The organism is Ruegeria sp. AB6 (assembly GCF_056542685.1).
Window position 1 is genome coordinate 66,090 of sequence record NZ_JBQGAD010000007.1, and the last position, 17,674, is coordinate 83,763.

The window sequence follows — 17,674 nt, forward strand, 5'->3', positions numbered from 1 at the left end:
ATTCTCCCATGCACTTTGGGAGAGAGGCGCTGAAACGGAAAGCGGCAACATTGCCCGCGTTGTGGTCAAGGCCATATTTTCTTCCAGCGTCTGCTAGCTCACGAAGCAGTCGTCCCACTGAGTGTAACGTTCAAGTTGTATCGCCCTAGGATCTGCGGATCTGCACCTTGGTATCTTCCGACTTTTTCGGTGCGACCTTTAGAATAGTGATGGTCAGCACTCCATCCTTTAAGTGTGCGTCGACACTGCCGGCATCCGCGTCCGGCGGCAGCCGAAAAGACCGACTGAATGAGCCATACTGCCTCTCAGAGAAGAACCATGTCTCACCTTTCTCTTCGCGCTCGGTCTGCTTTTCGCCCTTCAGCGTTACAACACCGTCATGAACACTCAAGTCGATGTCTCCTTCAGCCACCCCTGGCAGTTCGACGCTTATACGGTAAGTGTCTTCCGATCCTAAGGCCTCTGATGCGGGGGCCAACCATTCGGATACACGCGTCCCCGCCTGCCGAAGAGGTTCATAAAGCGAAGGCCAGAAGCCACTGGTGTGAGATTTCTCTACCATTTCCGGGTTCTCCTCTTTGATAGGTTGGAGAGATATTGAGCTGGTCGCCGTTCCACGTCCTTGATGCGGATCAAAAGGGCTTGGCTGCAATGTCCGCAAAGCAGACAATGGAGCCCGATGCAGTGAAGGTCAGCTATGCGGGCAAAGTAGCCGTTTGGTTTCGCCACTCACTGACTACCTTTCGTTGAAATGTAACTAAGACCTTTCGAAGAGCACTTTTCCATAAGTTGGGGGATGGCCCACTCACAAACCACCCCCCAGCCGCACTGGACTGCAATTGTCCAGGACGGTTGACTAAAACCCTTCAATTGCGGTTTCGACCTGGCCACAAAACTTATCAATATCGCGCTCAAGCATATCGCTTTCTCGGGTCTCATCTCTGACCGCAGATAGTTCATCTACAACAGCCAGCAAATCTTCTTCTGGAGCTGCCTCTGCGATGCGCACCAAAGCGCGAATAAGGGCGGCCGTTACGAGGCCATTACCCCGGGCAGCGCGTCTTAGAGCTGGCATAGAGTCGTGAAACAGTGCCTCAGCCGTGATGGACGGGTAAACCACCCGTACGTTTCCGTCATCATCCCGATACACACCCGTGCAGAGCTTTGACGACCACGCTCGAGCCAGAGACGCCGACAGTCGGTCGATGCAGACTATTGCGGTAAACGTGTCGTTGACACCCGGTGACAACGCCCGAAGTGCGATTTCAACGAGAAGATGGACAGAAAAGCGGATATCGCCATTAGGATCTCGCGCGGAGATTAACGGAGCTGCCGCTTGCACCAGATCATTAAGACTTTCGTCACTATCACCATAAACCTTGGCCAAAGTGTCCGATGGAACCATAAAGTCTCCTGGCTGCACATCAAAAACGACGACTGCTCCGGCTTCCTTGGCCGCACTCACTAGACCTTCGGTATTGATCGAATTCACATATCCAGTGCCCGAAGCCAAGACTTGGCGCTTGTCTCCCTCCTCAGGGACTGCCTCTGAAGATGGAGTATCTGCGCTGTTTTCGATTGCGGTGCTGACTTGGCGATCCAAGGCCTCTGAAATCCGCGCCGCCTCCTGATCAATGGTTACGCGCGTCGATACTGTATGAACGAAGAGCAACAGCAAAAGAACTGAGATGATCGAATAGACTATTCCAATCGCAACGGCCAAATTTACGGATGTGTCATCGCGTATCAGCCACAAGATCAACAAGCTGTATAAAAACGTCGCTCCAAGTGAGCCAACTGCAATCTGATTTACCCTGTCTTCGCCAAAACGCTGCAAGAGCCTGGGCCCAATTGATCCGGCTGCTAAGGTGTAGACCAGCAAAACAATGGAATAGACCATGACCAACGCGGACATGGATGCTGCCGAGATTGCGCTTAGTACATCGCTCGCAGTACGATTAGAAACGCTCAGCCAATCGGAAGCGGACCAACCCCAACTCGCGAGCGCTTGCTCCGTCTTGAAGACAATCCCAGCCACCAAAAGCCCTGAAAGACTAATGGCGGCAGGGATAGTTAGGAACCCACGAAAGTACCTCACTAATTCTCTAGGTGTTTGCATTCCTGTCTCCATTTACGACACGAGCTTTGTTCACAAACACAGCTCTACGAGAACCGGTCGGCCGCTTTTTTCAAAGCACTCTGCATATCGCCCCATGCAGCCTCGTAGCCCTTTTTGACATCTTCCCAGGCCTCGTCGCTAGTCGACTTCAAATCATTCAGTTGAGCCTCTGCGTCAGATCTTGCCTTGTAGAGCTTGCTGAGCTGCTCCTCGAGCTCGAGTTTGGCGTCCGCTTCGGCCACCTTCAGCTTGGCTTCGAGAACATCAATCTGGGCATTCCAACTATCCAGTTGCAGCTGTGCCTTTTTCTCGTACCCAACACGTGTCGTCGTTTTTCCTTTCTTCGCAAACCTTGGTTCAAATCGAGGGGAGCCGCCAATTAGGCCGCAACAATTGCCTTGAGCATCCAGACAGCTTCCTCATGCTTCGCCATCCTGGCGTTCATCAGATCCTCTGTAGCTCCATCGCCATAATGGGCTGCGGTCGCGGCAGTCTCACGCAGGTTCCGAGCAATCGCTTCGTTGTCTGCGACCAATTGTTTGATCATGCCCTCTGCATCTTTAACCGTCTCTTCTTCGGTCAGCTTGGCTTGGCTAACCATGTCCGTGAACGAGATCGGTGCCACCTGACCCAACGCACGCACACGCTCGGCCAATTCATCCGCAGCTTCGAACAGGTCGCGATACTGACGCTCTGTTAGTTCATGGATCGGCAGGAATAGCGGGCCCACGACGTTCCAATGTGTGCCTTGTGTTTTCACCATCAGGACCATGGTATCGGCCAGTACTTCCGTCACCGCGTTGGCGATCCAGGCGTTCTTGTCGATGCCTGTGTCGTTGGTTTCTTCCTGAACTTCAGACTTTAAGACTTGCTGTATCATTTTCACTCCGTTTCGTTGCTTGCGGAGTAAACCTAAGAGCGATTCATAAAATTTCAAATAAAATCATATACTTAATTTAGGTATTCGACACATCATGGGGCGCTTCATGATCCTGGGTATCCGGCACAACATGCCAAGATTGATGTAGACACAAAGGCCCATTGCCATACATGCTTGGAGTAACTGACGTAAGCTACTGAGGTCATGCCAGTGTCTGATCAAAATCGACCGCCAAAGCGCACGGAAAAACTGCAACTGATGCTCGACCTCGAAGAGCTTAAAGCCATTGATGATTGGCGGTTCGAGAACAGACTGCCATCCAGAGCGGCCGCCATTAGAGAACTCATCCGCCGCGGTCTGATTTCCAATGAGTTTGAGGAACCACCTACTGATGCGCCTTCCGGTGAGTTTCGTGTTGTGGACGAGTGAAAAGACTATTCGCAGAACATCCCAGCGAAGTCCCAGTAAGGTTCGCTGTATCGCGCGCTCGGTTTTTTTGGATACCGCATAATGCTCGATCTTCTTTCAAAGAAACTGTGTCCGCTTCGGGCTCGAAGAAGACGTTCGCTGCACTTTGTATGAGTGTCTGCTATTCATGTGTTTTACCAGTCGTTCCGTCATGCTCGAACCTGAGGCATTGAAGCGTTGGCTCCAATGTTAAGTGAGGTATATTGGGTGGTATGCACTTTAGATGACAAAATTTTGTATATGTTTAATAGCAATTTACAAAAAATATATGGTTGCTCCTTTCTCCGCAATTGCCTTCCTGTTGAACGTCACATGAACCTGACCCAACCGTCGTAGTTAGACCAGAAAAGCGGTGAGTATTCGGCATCTGAGGGCAACCCAAGTCATATTTTCTTTTGTGAACGAAGTGAGATCCAGGGCTGCAGATCAGTCGCTGTATCTTGTAATTTGTTCGATCATTTGTGTAGTTTGCGATCTGCCAAATTGGGCCCATTCCTGCCATTGGTTATAGCACGCCGACGCTGCGCTGCGGCCCATCAAACCTTCCGTTCGCTAAAGGATCGAAATTCTTAGGCGGCCGAACTCACAGTCCACGGAAAGAGCCCTCATTCGCCGCCGTCGTGCGAATATCAGGTTCCGGGCTAATCATCAGAGCCCGAGCGCCCGTGTAGTCGCTGAACTGCCTGGCGGATATGGCGAAGCGTATCGGGCATCCCAGACTATCTGTAGCAGCATGCAACTTAGTGTTCATGCTGCCTTTGGTTTGCCCGATCATCTGACGCCGCCCGGTTAATATCATGTTGCCAATTCCACAAACACCGCCCTCCAAGAAGTTTGCGACACAACGCCCACAATCAGCTTCACGTTCAATTGAATGGTCGTTGGCGCACTTGCCTGTTAGCTGCGCCACAGATCAACAGCAGGAGAATCCATGCAGGTTTCGGCGATTATTGTTCTATTCGGTGCCGTCATTCTGGCAAGTCTCTGGGCATCGCCTCGGCGTGCTTCGGTTTCGGGCTTCTTTGGTGGGACAACCAACGAAGGAGCCGCGCCAGGCCTTTGGACGTTGGTGCTGAGCCAAGTCACAACTTGGATTTTTGCTCGCTCGCTAATGAATTCTGCCATTCTGGGCTATTTCTACGGCATCGCAGGGGTTTTGGCCTATGCCGCGTATTACGGCTCCTTCCTGACTGGTGGTTTTGTAGTGCAACGGTTGCGCGCGCGGGGTGCACGGTCGGTTCAGGATTGGCTCCGCGACAGTTTCGGAACCATGGGAACAGGGTGCTATAACCTCGTGATTGCTCTCAGACTCTTGTCTGAGGTCTTTGCCAACCTGATCGTGGTCGGTCTGATCTTTAGCGCACTAGCACCTGACAGCGCCAATATCGGCACGTATTCGATCCTTTTGGTCGGGCTATTGGCGCTGGCCTATTCGGCCTGGGGCGGGCTCAGCGCAGCGCTTCGGACGGATGTTCTGCAGATGGCGGTCTTTCTTGTGGTCTTCGCCTTGGCCTTTGTCGCGCTGGTTCTCAGCCCCAACTTTGATCTGGGCGCGGTTTTGACCGCCGAAGGCACTTCGGGCCCGCACAATGGCTGGGTTTTGCTGGTCGTGGCTTTTCTGCAGGTGTTCTCCTATCCCGTGCATGATCCGGTCATGATGGATCGTGGGTTTATTGCGGACAGCGATACAACCCGGAAGAGCTTCTTGCACGCGTTCTGGATTTCCTCGCTTTGCATCGTGGCATTTGGGTTCTTTGGCATTCAGGCGGCACTGGATGGGGCGGCATATCAGGGCGAGCTGATCAGCACCTGGGCGCAATCCCTGCCGGGCTGGGTTTTTATGGCGCTTTTGGTTTCACTCCTGGTGTCGGCGCTCTCGACGCTGGATTCCGCGCTGTCTTCGGCCGCGCGACTGGTGGTTGAGGAACTGCGCCTAGCCCCTCGCACCCTAACCGGTGGGCGCATTGCCATGGCCCTGTTCGCAGTCGTGGGTGCGGCGCTGACGCTCTGGGGTAACCAGACCCTGTTTGATGCCGTCGCGGTCTCGGGTACCGCTTCGATGTTTTTGACGCCGATCCTGCTGGCTGGGCTTATTGGCGGTCGACAGGTGGCGCTCTGGGCGTATCTTGTCAGCTTTACCGCCGCCATGCTTGGTGCGATGGCTTACCTATTCCGCGGGAAGGCTTTTGTGGCGCAGGTCCTAATTGATGGGCACAAATACGAGCAGCTTTTGCAGATTTGTATCTGTGTGTTGGTCGTGGGATGCATCGCTGTCTGGATTGGGTCGCAGCGCGCAGCGGGCAGGGTTGCGGGCGAATAGCTGACCCGCGCGACAGCTTGAACGGCCTATAAGAAACACTCGTCACGCAGCTCTGACGCCGCGGTCGCGCTGCATTGCCGTCGTTCGTGGCATTCGCGCAATCTGGAAATGATCGTACTCGCAGATTGCGGACAAACCTGCGGTTCGCTGAAATCACCTCAACGGTCCCGACCAATGGCTTTCTCGCTTAATCTAGCGAATTGTCCAATTTCATTTGGAATGTCAGTTCCAAGCGCAGAGCTTCAGCACAATTTCTATCATTCTGACTACCTTGTAGAATGTTTACAGCTAAGGCTTCCAATGAAGACAAACAATCCTCCGCTTCTCACCGGCCTCTTCAATTGGTGTTGTTTTAATTGACACATTGCCCTGCATGCGATCCGCTGAACCAGGTCATCTATTTTAACGCAAGGATTTGATGTCATGCCAGAATCGCTCAACCTGCATAAATTTGAAAACCTAAGTCCTTTCCAAATCAAAGACGAACTTATCAAGTTGGCGCAAAAAGAGGCGCGTCAGATGGCTCTGCCATACCTAAATGCCGGTCGAGGTAACCCCAACTGGATCGCTACCAAAGCGCGGGAAGCATTTTTCCTTTTGGGACAGTTCGCCTTGACAGAAGCTCAGCGCCATCGGAATGAGCCGGAGGTTGGTCTGGCTGGGATGCCGCAAGGGCCAGGATGCTATGACAGGCTAAAGACGTATTGCGCCAAATCGGTCGAAGGAAACGGCCCTCCTGGTGCGGATACTTTGGTGGCCACAGTTGATTTTGCGATTGAGAAATTTGGATTTACGCCTGACGATTTTGTGCTCGAGTTGACCGACGGTATTGTCGGCGACCATTACCCGATGCCCGACCGTTGCATGGAACACAACGAAATTATTGTCCACGAATACATTATGTGGGCGATGTGCGCGGGGCACCGACCGGATGCGAAGTTCGATATCTACGCGGTTGAGGGCGGAACCGCAGCGATGTGTTACATCTTCAAAGCGCTCAAGAACCAGCGATTGCTGAATGCCGGTGACACCATTGCGTTGGGTACACCGATTTTCACGCCCTATCTGGAAATGCCCGTCCTTGAAGACTATGGGCTAAATACAGTGGATGTCTCTTCGAAACAAGAGGACCACTTTCAACTGAACGACGAAGACTTCGAAATTCTGTCCGACCCGAAGGTCAAAGCACTCTTTCTGGTCAACCCGGGCAATCCGTCTTCCGTCGCTATCAGCCCAGAGGTCTCGGCGCGGCTCGTCGAGTTCGTAAAGACCCGCCGCCCGGACCTGATCATTTTGACTGACGATGTTTACGGGACCTTCGTTCCAAACTTTCAGTCGATCTTGGGGCATCTGCCCGAGAACACCATCGGGGTTTATTCCTACTCCAAGTATTTTGGGTGCACCGGGTGGCGTCTGGGCGCGATTTTGGTGGCCGAGAACAACATCTTCGACAAGATGATTGCGGATGCTCCGGATGAAACCAAGGCCATCGTCAACGCACGCTACGAAACGTTGACGCCTGATCCATCCTCGTTCAAGTTCATCGACAGGATCGTCGCCGACAGCCGCGATGTTGCGCTGAACCACACTGCAGGTCTATCGCTGCCGCAACAGGTGATGATGACCTTGTTTTCACTCGTCGAGCTTATGGACGAAGAGAAGGCCTATCAGAAATTCTGCTGGGGTATTCTGAAACATCGCTTTGACGAGCTGGTCGAAGGGATGGGCATTGAAGTTCCCGATAACCCGCTGTTCGACAAATACTACGGTATTATCGACTTCGAATTCTGGCTTCGCAAATACGTCGGTGAAGAGGTCGTCGAGTGGATCAAGGAGAATGTGCACCCGTTGGATATATCCTTCAAACTGGCTCAGGACCACGGGATCGTGTTGCTGAATGGATCGGGCTTTGACGCGCCTAACTGGTCGGCGCGGGTATCGTTTGCCAATTTGGATGATAGTGCCTACCGCCAGATCGGAAGAGCGGTGCGCGCAGTGGCCACTGGCTACGTGCAGGCCTACCGTGCCTCGAAAGGACTGCCTTTGCATGGTTGAGGTCTAGCTGCAGCGCAGAGCAACGGTTCAGCATGATGACTGGTAATCATGCTGATCTCACCCTTCCAAGCCAGGACTCTGATTGTTGTGCGGTCTGACTTACGGAACAAAAGCCACAACCAAAGGCCCCCAGAGTGTCAGGAAAATATTGGCCACGGCATAGGTCATGGTGAAGGCTGGCGTTGGTGTCGAGTTCCCGGCTTTTTCCAAGAGTGTCGCAAAACCGGGATTACCCGAGCGTGATCCGGTCACAACCGCACAGGCCTCAACCGGGTTCTTGATACGCAAGGCAAAATAGTTGATCGGGAACTGCACGATCATGGGCATCAATGTAACCACAACGCCTAAAAGCAGAAGCGTGATCCCATATTCCTGAATCGCCTCCAGTGCGGGTTTGCCTGCATTTAGGCCAACCACACCAACAAACACGGCCAAACCGAAACTCTGAAGGAAATTCGCGGCCCCACGGTTAACACCGCCGATCTTGGGTTGCCGGATGCGCAAATAGCCGATGATCAATCCTGTAACCAGGCAACCGAGGCCGGACCCCAAAGCCACCTTCGTTCCTGCGATGACAAAGCTGATCTCTCCGATAAGATAGCCGATAGCCACACCGATCCCCAATGCAATGAAATTGGTGACCGAGGCCGATGGCGGCACATAGCCCGCAACTTTGGCAACTCGGTTCAGGTCGTCCTTGTGACCAACAATACTGATCTCGTCACCTGCGTGGATCTCCGTGTTGTGCAGGACGGGGACATCATGGCCCATGCGAGTGATCTTTGAGATATGAACACCGCGCCTTTGATCTGCCGTCAGAGCCTCGCGCAGCTCCACCAAGGTTTTGCTGGTCAGTTTACGGTTGGTGACCACGACGTTGCGACGTTCCTCCACAACGGTCAGTTCAGGGGGATACTCTCCGATTTCACCACTGGCGCTCCCCTCGAACTGGGTCAAAGTCGTGACGAGGCCGGAGACGACCACAACGTCTCCGGCGTTGATTATCGTTTCAGGAGTCGGATCCACAGGAGCGCCATCGTGGAGCAACCGTTCGACGATCAGATCACCATCATAGCCATTTTCGATGTCCTTGACGGATTTTCCGGCAATGCTTGCATCGGCATCTACCTGATAGGCGCGGGCGTCGAACCGATTCATGGGAAGGAACTCACCTTCCTCTAGTTTGGGACCACCGCCGCCAAGTTTCTGAGCCAGCTTAATCGCTTCTTGCCGCAGATCGACACGCATGATGATGGGAATGATGCTAACTGCCAATATCGGGCCGATTGAGCCGAAGATGTAAGTAACCGAGTATCCTACAGCGATGTTGGTTTTCAGCTTTTCCGCCTCATCAGCGGCGAGCCCAAGCAGATCGATGGCGTTTCCAGCGGTGCCAATGATTGCAGATTGTGTCAGACCGCCAGCAGCCAGTCCTGCGGCCAGCCCTTTGTCCAAGCCCGCCAACCGAGCAACAACGATAACAAAAAACAACCCCCAGACGGTCATCATAAACGCGGCCAATAGCTTGGTCAGCGCAGTTCGGTTCAAGGCCGCAAAAAATTGAGGCCCCCCATTGTAACCGACCATAAATATGAAGAGGGAAAAGAATACATTCTGAACATCGGTACTAAGATTGATGCCGCCGATCTGGCCTATAAAGACCGCCACCAACAACGTGCCAGCAATGCCTCCTAATTCGAACTTGCCGACCCGAAACTTTCCAACGCCATATCCCAGGCCCAGACAAAGAAACAGAGCCATGATCGGGAAGGCGCGAAGTTGTTCTGTAATCAATTCCATTTTGAAATCTCCAGAGTCCAAACGCTGGTCGTTTCCCCTAAAGATACAGAGCCTTACTGTATTGAAAACAAAAAATTTAAACACCCGAGGTCGTGCGGTCGTTTCGAAACTACTTGGAACAAACTCTTTTAAAGGGCAGGTGAACGTGGAACCCAATAGCCGTTTTTGGAATGCAGGTCACACCATACACTCTTCGTCTTTTAGGGTCAGGACTCATAGCCAGTATATGGCGAGCGCTGCGAGTGCGACGGCGGACAAGAAGATCTTGGGGCACCTGTCGTAGCGGGTTGCCACACGCCGCCAATCCTTCAACATTCCGAACATGATCTCGATCCGGTTGCGCCGTTTGTATCGACGCCTGTCGTACTTTACCGGTTTCTTCCGCTGCTTCCGGCCAGGGATACAGGCTCGTTTCCCTTTGTCTTTCAACGCTTCCCGGAACCAATCGGCGTCATAGCCGCGATCCCCGAGCAGCCAATCGACATCCGGCAAGCTGCACAGCAATGCCCGTGCTCCGATGTAATCGCTGATTTGCCCAGCTGTGACGAACAGGTTGAGCGGACGTCCCCGGCTATCGCAGATGGCGTGCAGCTTGGTGTTCATGCCGCCTTTGGTGCGGCCAATCAGACGTCCACGCCCCCCTTTTTGACGCCCAAGCTGGTCGCTGTGCGGTTGGCCTACAGGTAGGTGGCGTCGATCATCACTGTCTTCTCTTCGCCGTGTTCGGCAGCCAGACCGACCATCATCCAGGCGAAGATGCCCTTGTCGCTCCACCGCTTCCAACGGTTATAGAAGGTCTTGTGTGGGCCATAGGCCGAAGGTGCGTCACGCCACCTCAACCAATTGCGATTGATGAAGATAATGCCGCTCAACACACGTCGATCGTCAACACGTGGCTTGCCGTGGGACTTAGGGAAGAGGGGCTCAAGACGCGCCATCTGCGCATCTGTGAGCCAGAAAAGATCAGACATGGTCACCGCTCGTTTTTCGAACCGTGACTCATGCACCAACGCGGAAATCAATGGGTCCTGACCCTAAGACGCACCAGGTAGAACGGTCTCTCTGCGATGAAATGGGAACGTGCTGTAGATGCGTCTCAGAAAATGTCGATTTTTAGACCAGAGCAACCAAGCTGCCAAATAAAACGTCGCGAACCGGCGCGCGCATGACGTTTTTTTAGGCGGATGGTAGAGCGAACGTTCTACACTATGTTTATGATTGGAACCAAACAAAAGATAGCTCGTGCCCTTCACCAACAATTCTCGGAGTTGGGTTTCGCGGGCCTAGGGGTCGAGGCATTGCGTGCAGGTGCAGATGTTTCGATCCGCACGCTCTATAAGCATTTCCCGAGCCGTGAAGAGATGATTGTTGGCGCGTTGGAGCATCGCGACGCTGCATATTTCGAGTGGCTTGCGGGTGGTCCGAAACAGGGCATTGACCATGTATTGTACCCGCTTGTGCGACTGGGTGACTGGTTGAGTGATGTATCAAACACTGGGTGTCTATTTTTGAATGCACTGGCGGAGCACCCCAACAGCGCGCCGATCTCCGATCTGGTTAAGGCGCACAAGCTCAAATTGGCGAATGAGTTTGAGCTCCGCTTAGAACGTTTTGCTCCAGACCAGAACACGCGCCACGCAGCCGAAACCTTGTTTCTTTTGCACGAAGGTTTGACTGACGTGGCCCGCTTAAGGGGTCCTGCTGCGGCCACCCAATCTGCGCTTCTTGCAGCCCGCAAAGTGCTGGAAACCGAAGGCATCACATGAGTCACGGTCCTAAAATCGAAGAGATCCATATCTATCAGCACAATCTGCCGGTAAAGAATGGACCCTATACGATGGCCAATGCCGAAGTTTGGGCGCTGGACACAACACTGGTGAAGATTGTAGCGACCGATGGGACAGAAGGGTGGGGAGAGACCTGCCCGGTAGGCCCCACCTATGCCGAAGCGCATGCGCTTGGCGCACGCGCGGCTTTGATACATATGGCACAAGATTTGATCGGTATGCCGCTCTGGCCATTGGTGTTGCAACGAAAGATGCACAGCCTGCTCAATGGCCATAACTATGCAAAAGCGGCAATTGACATCGCAGCGCACGACCTGTTGGGCAAGTTGCTTGGGATAAGAGTGGCAGACTTCCTCGGGGGTGCTGTGACGGAACGCGTACCCTCTTACTATGCGACAGGTGTGGGTGCTCCGGATGAGATCGCCCGGCTCGCTGCGGATAAACGCGATGAGGGCTATCCGCGCCTTCAGGTGAAGGTTGGTGGGCGTCCGGTCGAGCTGGATATCGAAACGATCCGGAAAGTGTGGGAGCAGATCAAGAACTCAGGAATGCGTCTTGCGGTTGACGGCAATCGAGGTTGGACAACGCGCGATGCACTGCGCGTGAGCCGCGAATGCCCTGACATTCCGTTCATTATGGAACAGCCCTGCAACACGGTTGAAGACTTGCAAAAGATCCGCCGGCAAGTCACCCACGCCATCTACATGGATGAAAGCAGCGTTGACTTGAATACCGTGATCAGCGCAGCGGGGGCCGGCCTAGTAGACGGGTTCGGAATGAAGGTCACGCGCATCGGAGGACTGACCAACATGCGCAGCTTCCGAGATATCTGCGAAGCCCGCAACCTGCCGCATACCTGCGACGATGCCTGGGGCGGCGACATTATCGCGGCGGCTTGTGTCCATGTTGCAGCAACTGTGCACCCCGACCTTTGCGAAGGAGCATGGGTGGCCGCACCTTACATCGACGGACACTATGACCCCGAAAACGGTATTCGCATCGAAAGCGGGTTTATATCGCTACCCGAAGGTCCGGGTCTCGGCGTTACCCCAAGTCCCGAGATATTTGGTGATCCTGTTGCCAGCTTCCAAGCGTGAGGATGGATATGAGATTTGAAGGCAAAAAAGCACTGGTCACAGGCGCAGCTGGTGGGATCGGGGCGTCTATCGTTTCCAACTTGCGGGCCGAAGGGGCGTTGGTGGCCGCGGCGGATCGAAATGTTGATGGCATTGATGCTGACGCTCACCTGCCGGGTGATCTGTCGCAGGCTGACTATGCAGATACCCTCCCTCAGGCTGCTAATCTTGCGCTCGGCGGCCTGGACATCGTAGTCAACAACGCAGGCGTTATTACACGCGGTGCCGTGACAGAGACGACAGACGCAGATTGGGATCTCTCGATCACGGTTAACGTCGAAGCTCCCTTTCGCATTTGTCGGGCAGCAATCCCGATTATGGCCAATGATGGCGGTGGGGCGATCGTAAACACAGCTTCGTGTTGGGGTGGAAAAGCTCCAGGCCCGAACCACGCGCTATATTGTATGACCAAGGCGGCAATCGCATCTTTGACCCAATGCATGGGAATGGACCACGCGCATCAGGGCATTCGGATCAACGCGGTGTGCCCAAATGAAGTGAACACGCCTATGCTGCGTAGCGGCTTTGAAAAGCGCGGTTATGACCCCAGCACTGCCGTGGCTGAACTAGGGACAACTGTACCTATCGGCCGGATAGCTGAACCCCAGGACATTGCGGATGTCGTTTTGTTTTTGGCTTCTGACGCAGCGCGTTACATGTGCGGCGCACTTGTTGAGGTGAATGGTGGAAAGCCAGTCTCATGAGGCGATTTGAAGGGAAAGTCGCACTGGTCACCGGTGGTCGATCTGGCATCGGCCTCGCCATTGCAGAACGGCTGCGGCAGGAAGGCGCGCGTGTATTCACGGCGCAACGTCAAACCGATGAGGTCTTTGAAGGCATTGTCGCGGACCTGAGCGATCCGCAGCTGCCCACCGAGGTCGTCAAGACAGTGGTTGGGCGTGCCGGTCAACTGGACGTGCTCGTTAACAATGCCGGTATGATGCAGGAGGCCAAAATCGAAGACACGAGCATTGAGGATTGGCAACGTAGCCTGGCATTGAATCTAACGGCTCCGTTCTTGATGATCCGGGCCGCGCTCCCCCATTTGCGCAAGACACGCGGGAGCATTGTCAACACTGGGTCGATTGAAGGTTTGGGATCCAATCCTAGTCACGCGGCCTATTGTGCCGCAAAAGCGGGCCTGCACGGCCTGACTAGGTCTGTCGCTGTGGATCACGGAGAGGAAGGGGTCCGATGCAACGCTGTAGCACCCGGATGGATCGACACGGAACTCAACGAAGACTTCGTGAATTCGATGCCAGAGCCTGATGCGTTCCGACGTAAGATCGGCGGCATACATCCGGTTAACCGAACCGGGCGACCCGACGAAGTGGCCGCACTGGTAGCATTTCTGGCGTCAAGTGAAGCCAGTTTTGTAACAGGGCAGGTCTACACGATCGACGGTGGTAGAATGAGTAAACTCAGCCTGCCTTAAGGCTTGCTGAGCCCGATTATGTCGCACCATTTGGGCTGAATGATGAGCAAACCCGCGAAGACTTTGTCGGATCAGGCGTCAATCCGATGGCCGGAGAATCCTATGACTACTACGGGCGTGATGGTGTCAAAGGCCCGGTCGCGGTTCCGACCTACACCAACATGCATATCGGAGATCAGGGCATGCAGTCGCTGATCTCCATCGGCGAAGCCTATGCCGACAAAATCGTGCAGCCGTCACTGACCATCTACAGCAAAACGGCTTTCACCGCGCCTTGTTCAACCCAGTTTGTTAAGAAGCTGACAAATGAACACGAGGAACTGGCCTTTGATGAATTCAGCCACGTGGACTTCTACTACAAACCTGAAGCTGTAAAGGCGTCGACTGACGCGGTCGCTGAGTTCTTCGGCAGATAAACTGTAAAGGCAGAGGCCCTTTCGCGACCGCTGCCTTTTCGATTGATGAGTTGCGGGATCGCTTGAACGGTCCCGCAGAAATCTCATCGTCATCCCATGCGGTTGCAAAAAACCTCGATCATCGTTTCGGGATTTTCCGCGAAGAAGTTGCAACCATTGAAGTGACGCGTGTTGCTGTTTTCAATCCCGCGTAACCTCAAGTTATAAAATAGAATATTTTGGTTTTCACGTCGACCGATGGCGCCAAGCGACAGCTTTGAAATGATATCTATGGACGCAGTTTTCGCGCAAACAAAGCCGTTCGCTTGGTCTTCGCCGTAGCTCGACCAGCTTGGGATTAATCATTTGCCCGGTTCCAGCCCGCACCATGTTCACAAGGAATGTGAAAGTGGCGTCCATTGACACATCAGGCTCCGTCCGCTTGGTGCGATCACCAGGACCGATTTAGTAGGTCGAATGTTGCGGCGATCATCGGGTTATCTTTGCGCCGTTCTAGCGTCACAAAGCACAGGCACGCAGGAACTGAAACAGAATTACAGACGGCAAGTCCAAAGGATTGTTTTTGATGGAGCGCGATGGAATCGCGGCAGAGGCTCAGGCCAATCCCGGATCTCACCATTTCAAGCATCGAAGCTTCTTGATCCACCAATGCGACCACGTTCGGGCGGCTGGCCTGATCTTCGAAAATCTTGGCCAGCAGGCGATGGTGGACAGAGGCTTCGGGAGTGCCAATCCAAGGCAAGGCTGCAAGCGAAGGCCAGTCGGACTCTTCCACCTGCTTCTGCCAGCCAGCTGGCCCGATCACGCGATACATAAAATCGGCCAGCTTTATGGCGTGCACAGGATCACCGCCGTCCGACCCAATACTGGAAAGGTCATCGGGTCCACACAGGTAGAACCCGGCATCGACGCGACCCCGTCTGAGCCATGTCAGGATGTCCCCGCTGACCCCGTGTACCAGCTCGGTTTCGACATCAGGATGCTCTGATCGCAGATGCGCCAACATACGGCCCAAGCGAATGAACTCCGGATCGACGATCGTGCCGATCGTCAGTTTTCCACTCAAACGACCAATACGCTGGCGGGCACTGCGTTGGAAATCACTGACTGCATCGAGGACTTGTTGCGCCTTTGCCAAAACCGCAGCGCCGTCATGGGTGATCTGCAACCCAGTTGCGGTTCGGTTGAACAGCGTCAGTCCAGTCTCTTCGCTAAGACGCTTGATCTGATGGCTGATGGCCGGCTGGGTAAGGTTCAACACTTCGGCTGCGCGGGAAACGCTGCCTTCACGGGCCACCGTTACAAAGGCCAGAATGGTGTTAGTATTCGAAATCCGGTCCATATAAAATTTACTAATATGGCATTGTGCGAATTGTCATTAGATTTTTGTGTACCTCTCGCGCAGAGATCAGTGAAGCCAATGATGCGGGGCCAGGTGAACAGCCTCCCGAATTTCGGAGGTAAATGAAAGGGTCGCGTACAAGAAAATCGGAATCCATTTCCTTTCCGGTGCGCATAAGGCGAAGCAACGACTGAATAGGTGGACGACACGGATGTCTGACGGCGCAAACAGGTTCGACTATATCGTGATTGGTGGCGGATCGGCGGGGTGCCTGATGGCCAACAGGCTGAGCGCCGACACCAAGAACCGAGTTTTGCTGCTTGAGGCGGGTAAGGCCGATACCTATCCTTGGATACACATCCCTGTTGGCTATCTCTACTGCATCGGCAACCCGCGCGCGGACTGGATGTACAAAACCGAACCAGCCAAGGGGCTGAACGGTCGCAGCCTGCTGTATCCGCGCGGAAAGACGCTGGGTGGATGCTCTTCGATCAACGGGATGATCTATATGCGGGGTCAGGCCCGCGACTATGACAATTGGGCCAAGCTCACCGGTGAAGAGGCCTGGAGTTGGGACAACTCGCTGGACGACTTTAAGGCTCATGAGAACCACTACAAGTTAGACGATGGCGCCGACCCGAGCACTGGTGACAACAGCCGGTTTTCCGACCTGCACGGGCATGGTGGCGAATGGCGGGTCGAAAAACAGCGGCTGCGCTGGGATGTTCTGGACAGTTTTGCTGATGCCGCCGTTGAGAACGGCATTCCCAAGACGGATGATTTCAACACGGGCGACAATGCCGGGGTGGGCTATTTCGACGTCAACCAGCGCTCGGGCTGGCGCTGGAACACGTCCAAGGCGTTTCTGCGCCCGGCCAAGTCACGCCCAAATCTGACGATCTGGACCGAGGCGCAGGTCGAGAAACTGACCTTTGAGAAAGGCAAAGACACCGCGTTGCGTTGCACCGGCGCGGTTGTCCACCACAAAGGGCAGCCCGTTACGGTCCAAGCCTCAAAAGAGTTGGTTCTGTCGGCGGGTGCCGTGAACTCTCCGCAAATCCTGCAACTGTCTGGAATAGGCCCAGCGGCGCTTCTCAAAGAGCACGGGATAGACGTAGCAATGGATGCGCCCTTCGTTGGTGAGAACCTGCAGGACCACCTGCAAATACGAGCGGTATACAAGGTAAAGGGCACTCGGACGCTGAACACCTTGGCCAATTCTCTGGTAGGCAAAGCCAAGATCGGTTTGGAATATGTGCTGAAGCGGTCTGGCCCGATGAGCATGTCGCCCAGCCAACTGGGGGCTTTCACTCGATCCGATCCTCAGCGCCCTCATGCCAACCTCGAATATCATGTCCAGCCGCTGAGCCTTGAAGCCTTTGGCGAAGACCTACATGACTTCCCGGCTATTACCGTCAGTGTATGTAACCTGAATCCGACCAGTCGCGGGCATGTCCGTATTGCGTCTTCGGATTTCCGTCAGCCACCTCAGATTTCACCCAACTATCTTGATACAGACGAAGACCGCATAGTTGCCGCCCAAAGCCTGCGGCAGGTGCGCGAAATCATGGCTCAGCCCGCGATGGAAGCTTACGAGCCGGAAGAATTCAAACCGGGTATCCAATATCAAACCGACGAGGAACTTGCCCGGTTGGCAGGCGACATCGCCAGCACGATCTTTCACCCTGTCGGCACGATCAAAATGGGGCGCGAGGATGATGAAACCGCCGTTCTTGACCCGCATCTACGCATGAAGGGGGTGGCTGGTCTGCGTGTGGTTGATGCCTCGGTCATGCCAGAGATTACCAGCGGTAACACCAATTCGCCCACTATCATGATCGCAGAAAAAGCCGCGGGCTGGATGCTGGCGGGTCAATAAGACCTGTCAGCATCCGGACGTAAAAGTTTCCCGGAGG

At 54.1% G+C, this 17,674-nt stretch carries 15 protein-coding genes and 1 pseudogene; 9 read left to right on the plus strand and 7 right to left on the minus strand.

Features of this window, described 5'->3' with window-relative positions; translation table 11 throughout:
* Positions 1-145 precede the first annotated feature (145 nt).
* The 4 genes from ACR0DB_RS14975 to ACR0DB_RS14990 form a co-directional block, all read right to left on the minus strand.
* Complete coding sequence (locus tag ACR0DB_RS14975) at positions 146-562, minus strand: Hsp20/alpha crystallin family protein (protein ID WP_480551908.1); 417 nt, start codon at positions 560-562, stop codon at positions 146-148.
* A 294-nt stretch (positions 563-856) separates the two neighbouring features.
* Complete coding sequence (locus tag ACR0DB_RS14980; RefSeq protein ID WP_475225907.1) at positions 857-2,119, minus strand: DUF2254 domain-containing protein; 1,263 nt, start codon at positions 2,117-2,119, stop codon at positions 857-859.
* A 44-nt stretch (positions 2,120-2,163) separates the two neighbouring features.
* Positions 2,164-2,529, minus strand: a complete 366-nt coding sequence (locus ACR0DB_RS14985) for a sll1863 family stress response protein (protein WP_480552062.1) — start codon at positions 2,527-2,529, stop codon at positions 2,164-2,166.
* A complete protein-coding gene (locus ACR0DB_RS14990) occupies positions 2,499-2,999 on the minus strand; it encodes a Dps family protein (RefSeq protein ID WP_480551910.1) in 501 nt (166 codons plus the stop codon). Before ACR0DB_RS14990 ends, ACR0DB_RS14985 begins: the two co-directional genes overlap by 31 nt.
* 210 nt (positions 3,000-3,209) lie before the next feature.
* Here ACR0DB_RS14990 and ACR0DB_RS14995 point away from each other — a divergent pair, with 210 nt between their 5' ends.
* The 3 genes from ACR0DB_RS14995 to ACR0DB_RS15005 all read left to right on the plus strand — a co-directional run bounded on the left by ACR0DB_RS14995 (position 3,210) and on the right by ACR0DB_RS15005 (position 7,842).
* Complete coding sequence (locus ACR0DB_RS14995) at positions 3,210-3,428, plus strand: hypothetical protein (RefSeq protein WP_152456637.1); 219 nt, start codon at positions 3,210-3,212, stop codon at positions 3,426-3,428.
* A gap of 970 nt (positions 3,429-4,398) precedes the next feature.
* Complete coding sequence (locus ACR0DB_RS15000; protein WP_480551913.1) at positions 4,399-5,787, plus strand: SLC5/6 family protein; 1,389 nt, start codon at positions 4,399-4,401, stop codon at positions 5,785-5,787.
* 423 nt (positions 5,788-6,210) lie between these two features.
* A complete protein-coding gene (locus ACR0DB_RS15005) occupies positions 6,211-7,842 on the plus strand; it encodes a bifunctional aspartate transaminase/aspartate 4-decarboxylase (RefSeq protein WP_480551915.1) in 1,632 nt (543 codons plus the stop codon).
* A gap of 99 nt (positions 7,843-7,941) precedes the next feature.
* Here the strand turns inward: ACR0DB_RS15005 and aspT are convergent, their stop codons facing one another.
* Together aspT and ACR0DB_RS15015 are read right to left on the minus strand one after the other, a co-directional pair.
* A complete protein-coding gene (gene aspT / locus ACR0DB_RS15010) occupies positions 7,942-9,642 on the minus strand; it encodes an aspartate-alanine antiporter (RefSeq protein ID WP_480551917.1) in 1,701 nt (566 codons plus the stop codon).
* Positions 9,643-9,855: 213 nt separating this feature from the next.
* Positions 9,856-10,613: pseudogene (locus ACR0DB_RS15015) on the minus strand (IS5 family transposase).
* A 237-nt stretch (positions 10,614-10,850) separates the two neighbouring features.
* On the opposite strand from ACR0DB_RS15015, the gene ACR0DB_RS15020 reads away from it, so the two are divergent.
* The 5 genes from ACR0DB_RS15020 to ACR0DB_RS15040 all read left to right on the plus strand — a co-directional run bounded on the left by ACR0DB_RS15020 (position 10,851) and on the right by ACR0DB_RS15040 (position 14,416).
* Positions 10,851-11,408, plus strand: coding sequence for a TetR/AcrR family transcriptional regulator (locus tag ACR0DB_RS15020; RefSeq protein ID WP_480551919.1), 558 nt, complete (start codon positions 10,851-10,853; stop codon positions 11,406-11,408).
* Positions 11,405-12,526 carry a mandelate racemase/muconate lactonizing enzyme family protein gene (locus ACR0DB_RS15025; RefSeq protein WP_480551921.1) on the plus strand — a complete coding sequence of 374 codons (1,122 nt, stop codon included), beginning with the start codon at positions 11,405-11,407 and terminating at the stop codon, positions 12,524-12,526. Before ACR0DB_RS15020 ends, ACR0DB_RS15025 begins: the two co-directional genes overlap by 4 nt.
* Positions 12,527-12,534: 8 nt before the next feature.
* On the plus strand, positions 12,535-13,269 hold the full coding sequence (locus ACR0DB_RS15030) for an SDR family NAD(P)-dependent oxidoreductase (RefSeq protein ID WP_480551923.1): 735 nt from the start codon (positions 12,535-12,537) through the stop codon (positions 13,267-13,269).
* Positions 13,266-14,000: an SDR family NAD(P)-dependent oxidoreductase gene (locus ACR0DB_RS15035; RefSeq protein ID WP_480551925.1), complete on the plus strand. Its 735-nt coding sequence runs from the start codon at positions 13,266-13,268 to the stop codon at positions 13,998-14,000. The genes ACR0DB_RS15030 and ACR0DB_RS15035 overlap by 4 nt, the downstream gene beginning before the upstream one ends.
* A gap of 86 nt (positions 14,001-14,086) precedes the next feature.
* The gene (locus ACR0DB_RS15040; RefSeq protein ID WP_480551927.1) at positions 14,087-14,416 is read left to right on the plus strand and encodes a hypothetical protein; all 330 of its coding nucleotides are present in this window, start codon (positions 14,087-14,089) and stop codon (positions 14,414-14,416) included.
* Between the two features lie 430 nt (positions 14,417-14,846).
* On the opposite strand, the gene ACR0DB_RS15045 is transcribed toward ACR0DB_RS15040, so the two are convergent.
* Positions 14,847-15,758 (minus strand): LysR family transcriptional regulator, encoded by a 912-nt coding sequence (locus ACR0DB_RS15045; RefSeq protein WP_480551929.1) that lies wholly within the window; start codon positions 15,756-15,758, stop codon positions 14,847-14,849.
* Between the two features lie 211 nt (positions 15,759-15,969).
* Here ACR0DB_RS15045 and ACR0DB_RS15050 point away from each other — a divergent pair, with 211 nt between their 5' ends.
* Positions 15,970-17,637, plus strand: a complete 1,668-nt coding sequence (locus tag ACR0DB_RS15050; protein WP_480551931.1) for a GMC family oxidoreductase — start codon at positions 15,970-15,972, stop codon at positions 17,635-17,637.
* Positions 17,638-17,674: the final 37 nt, after the last annotated feature.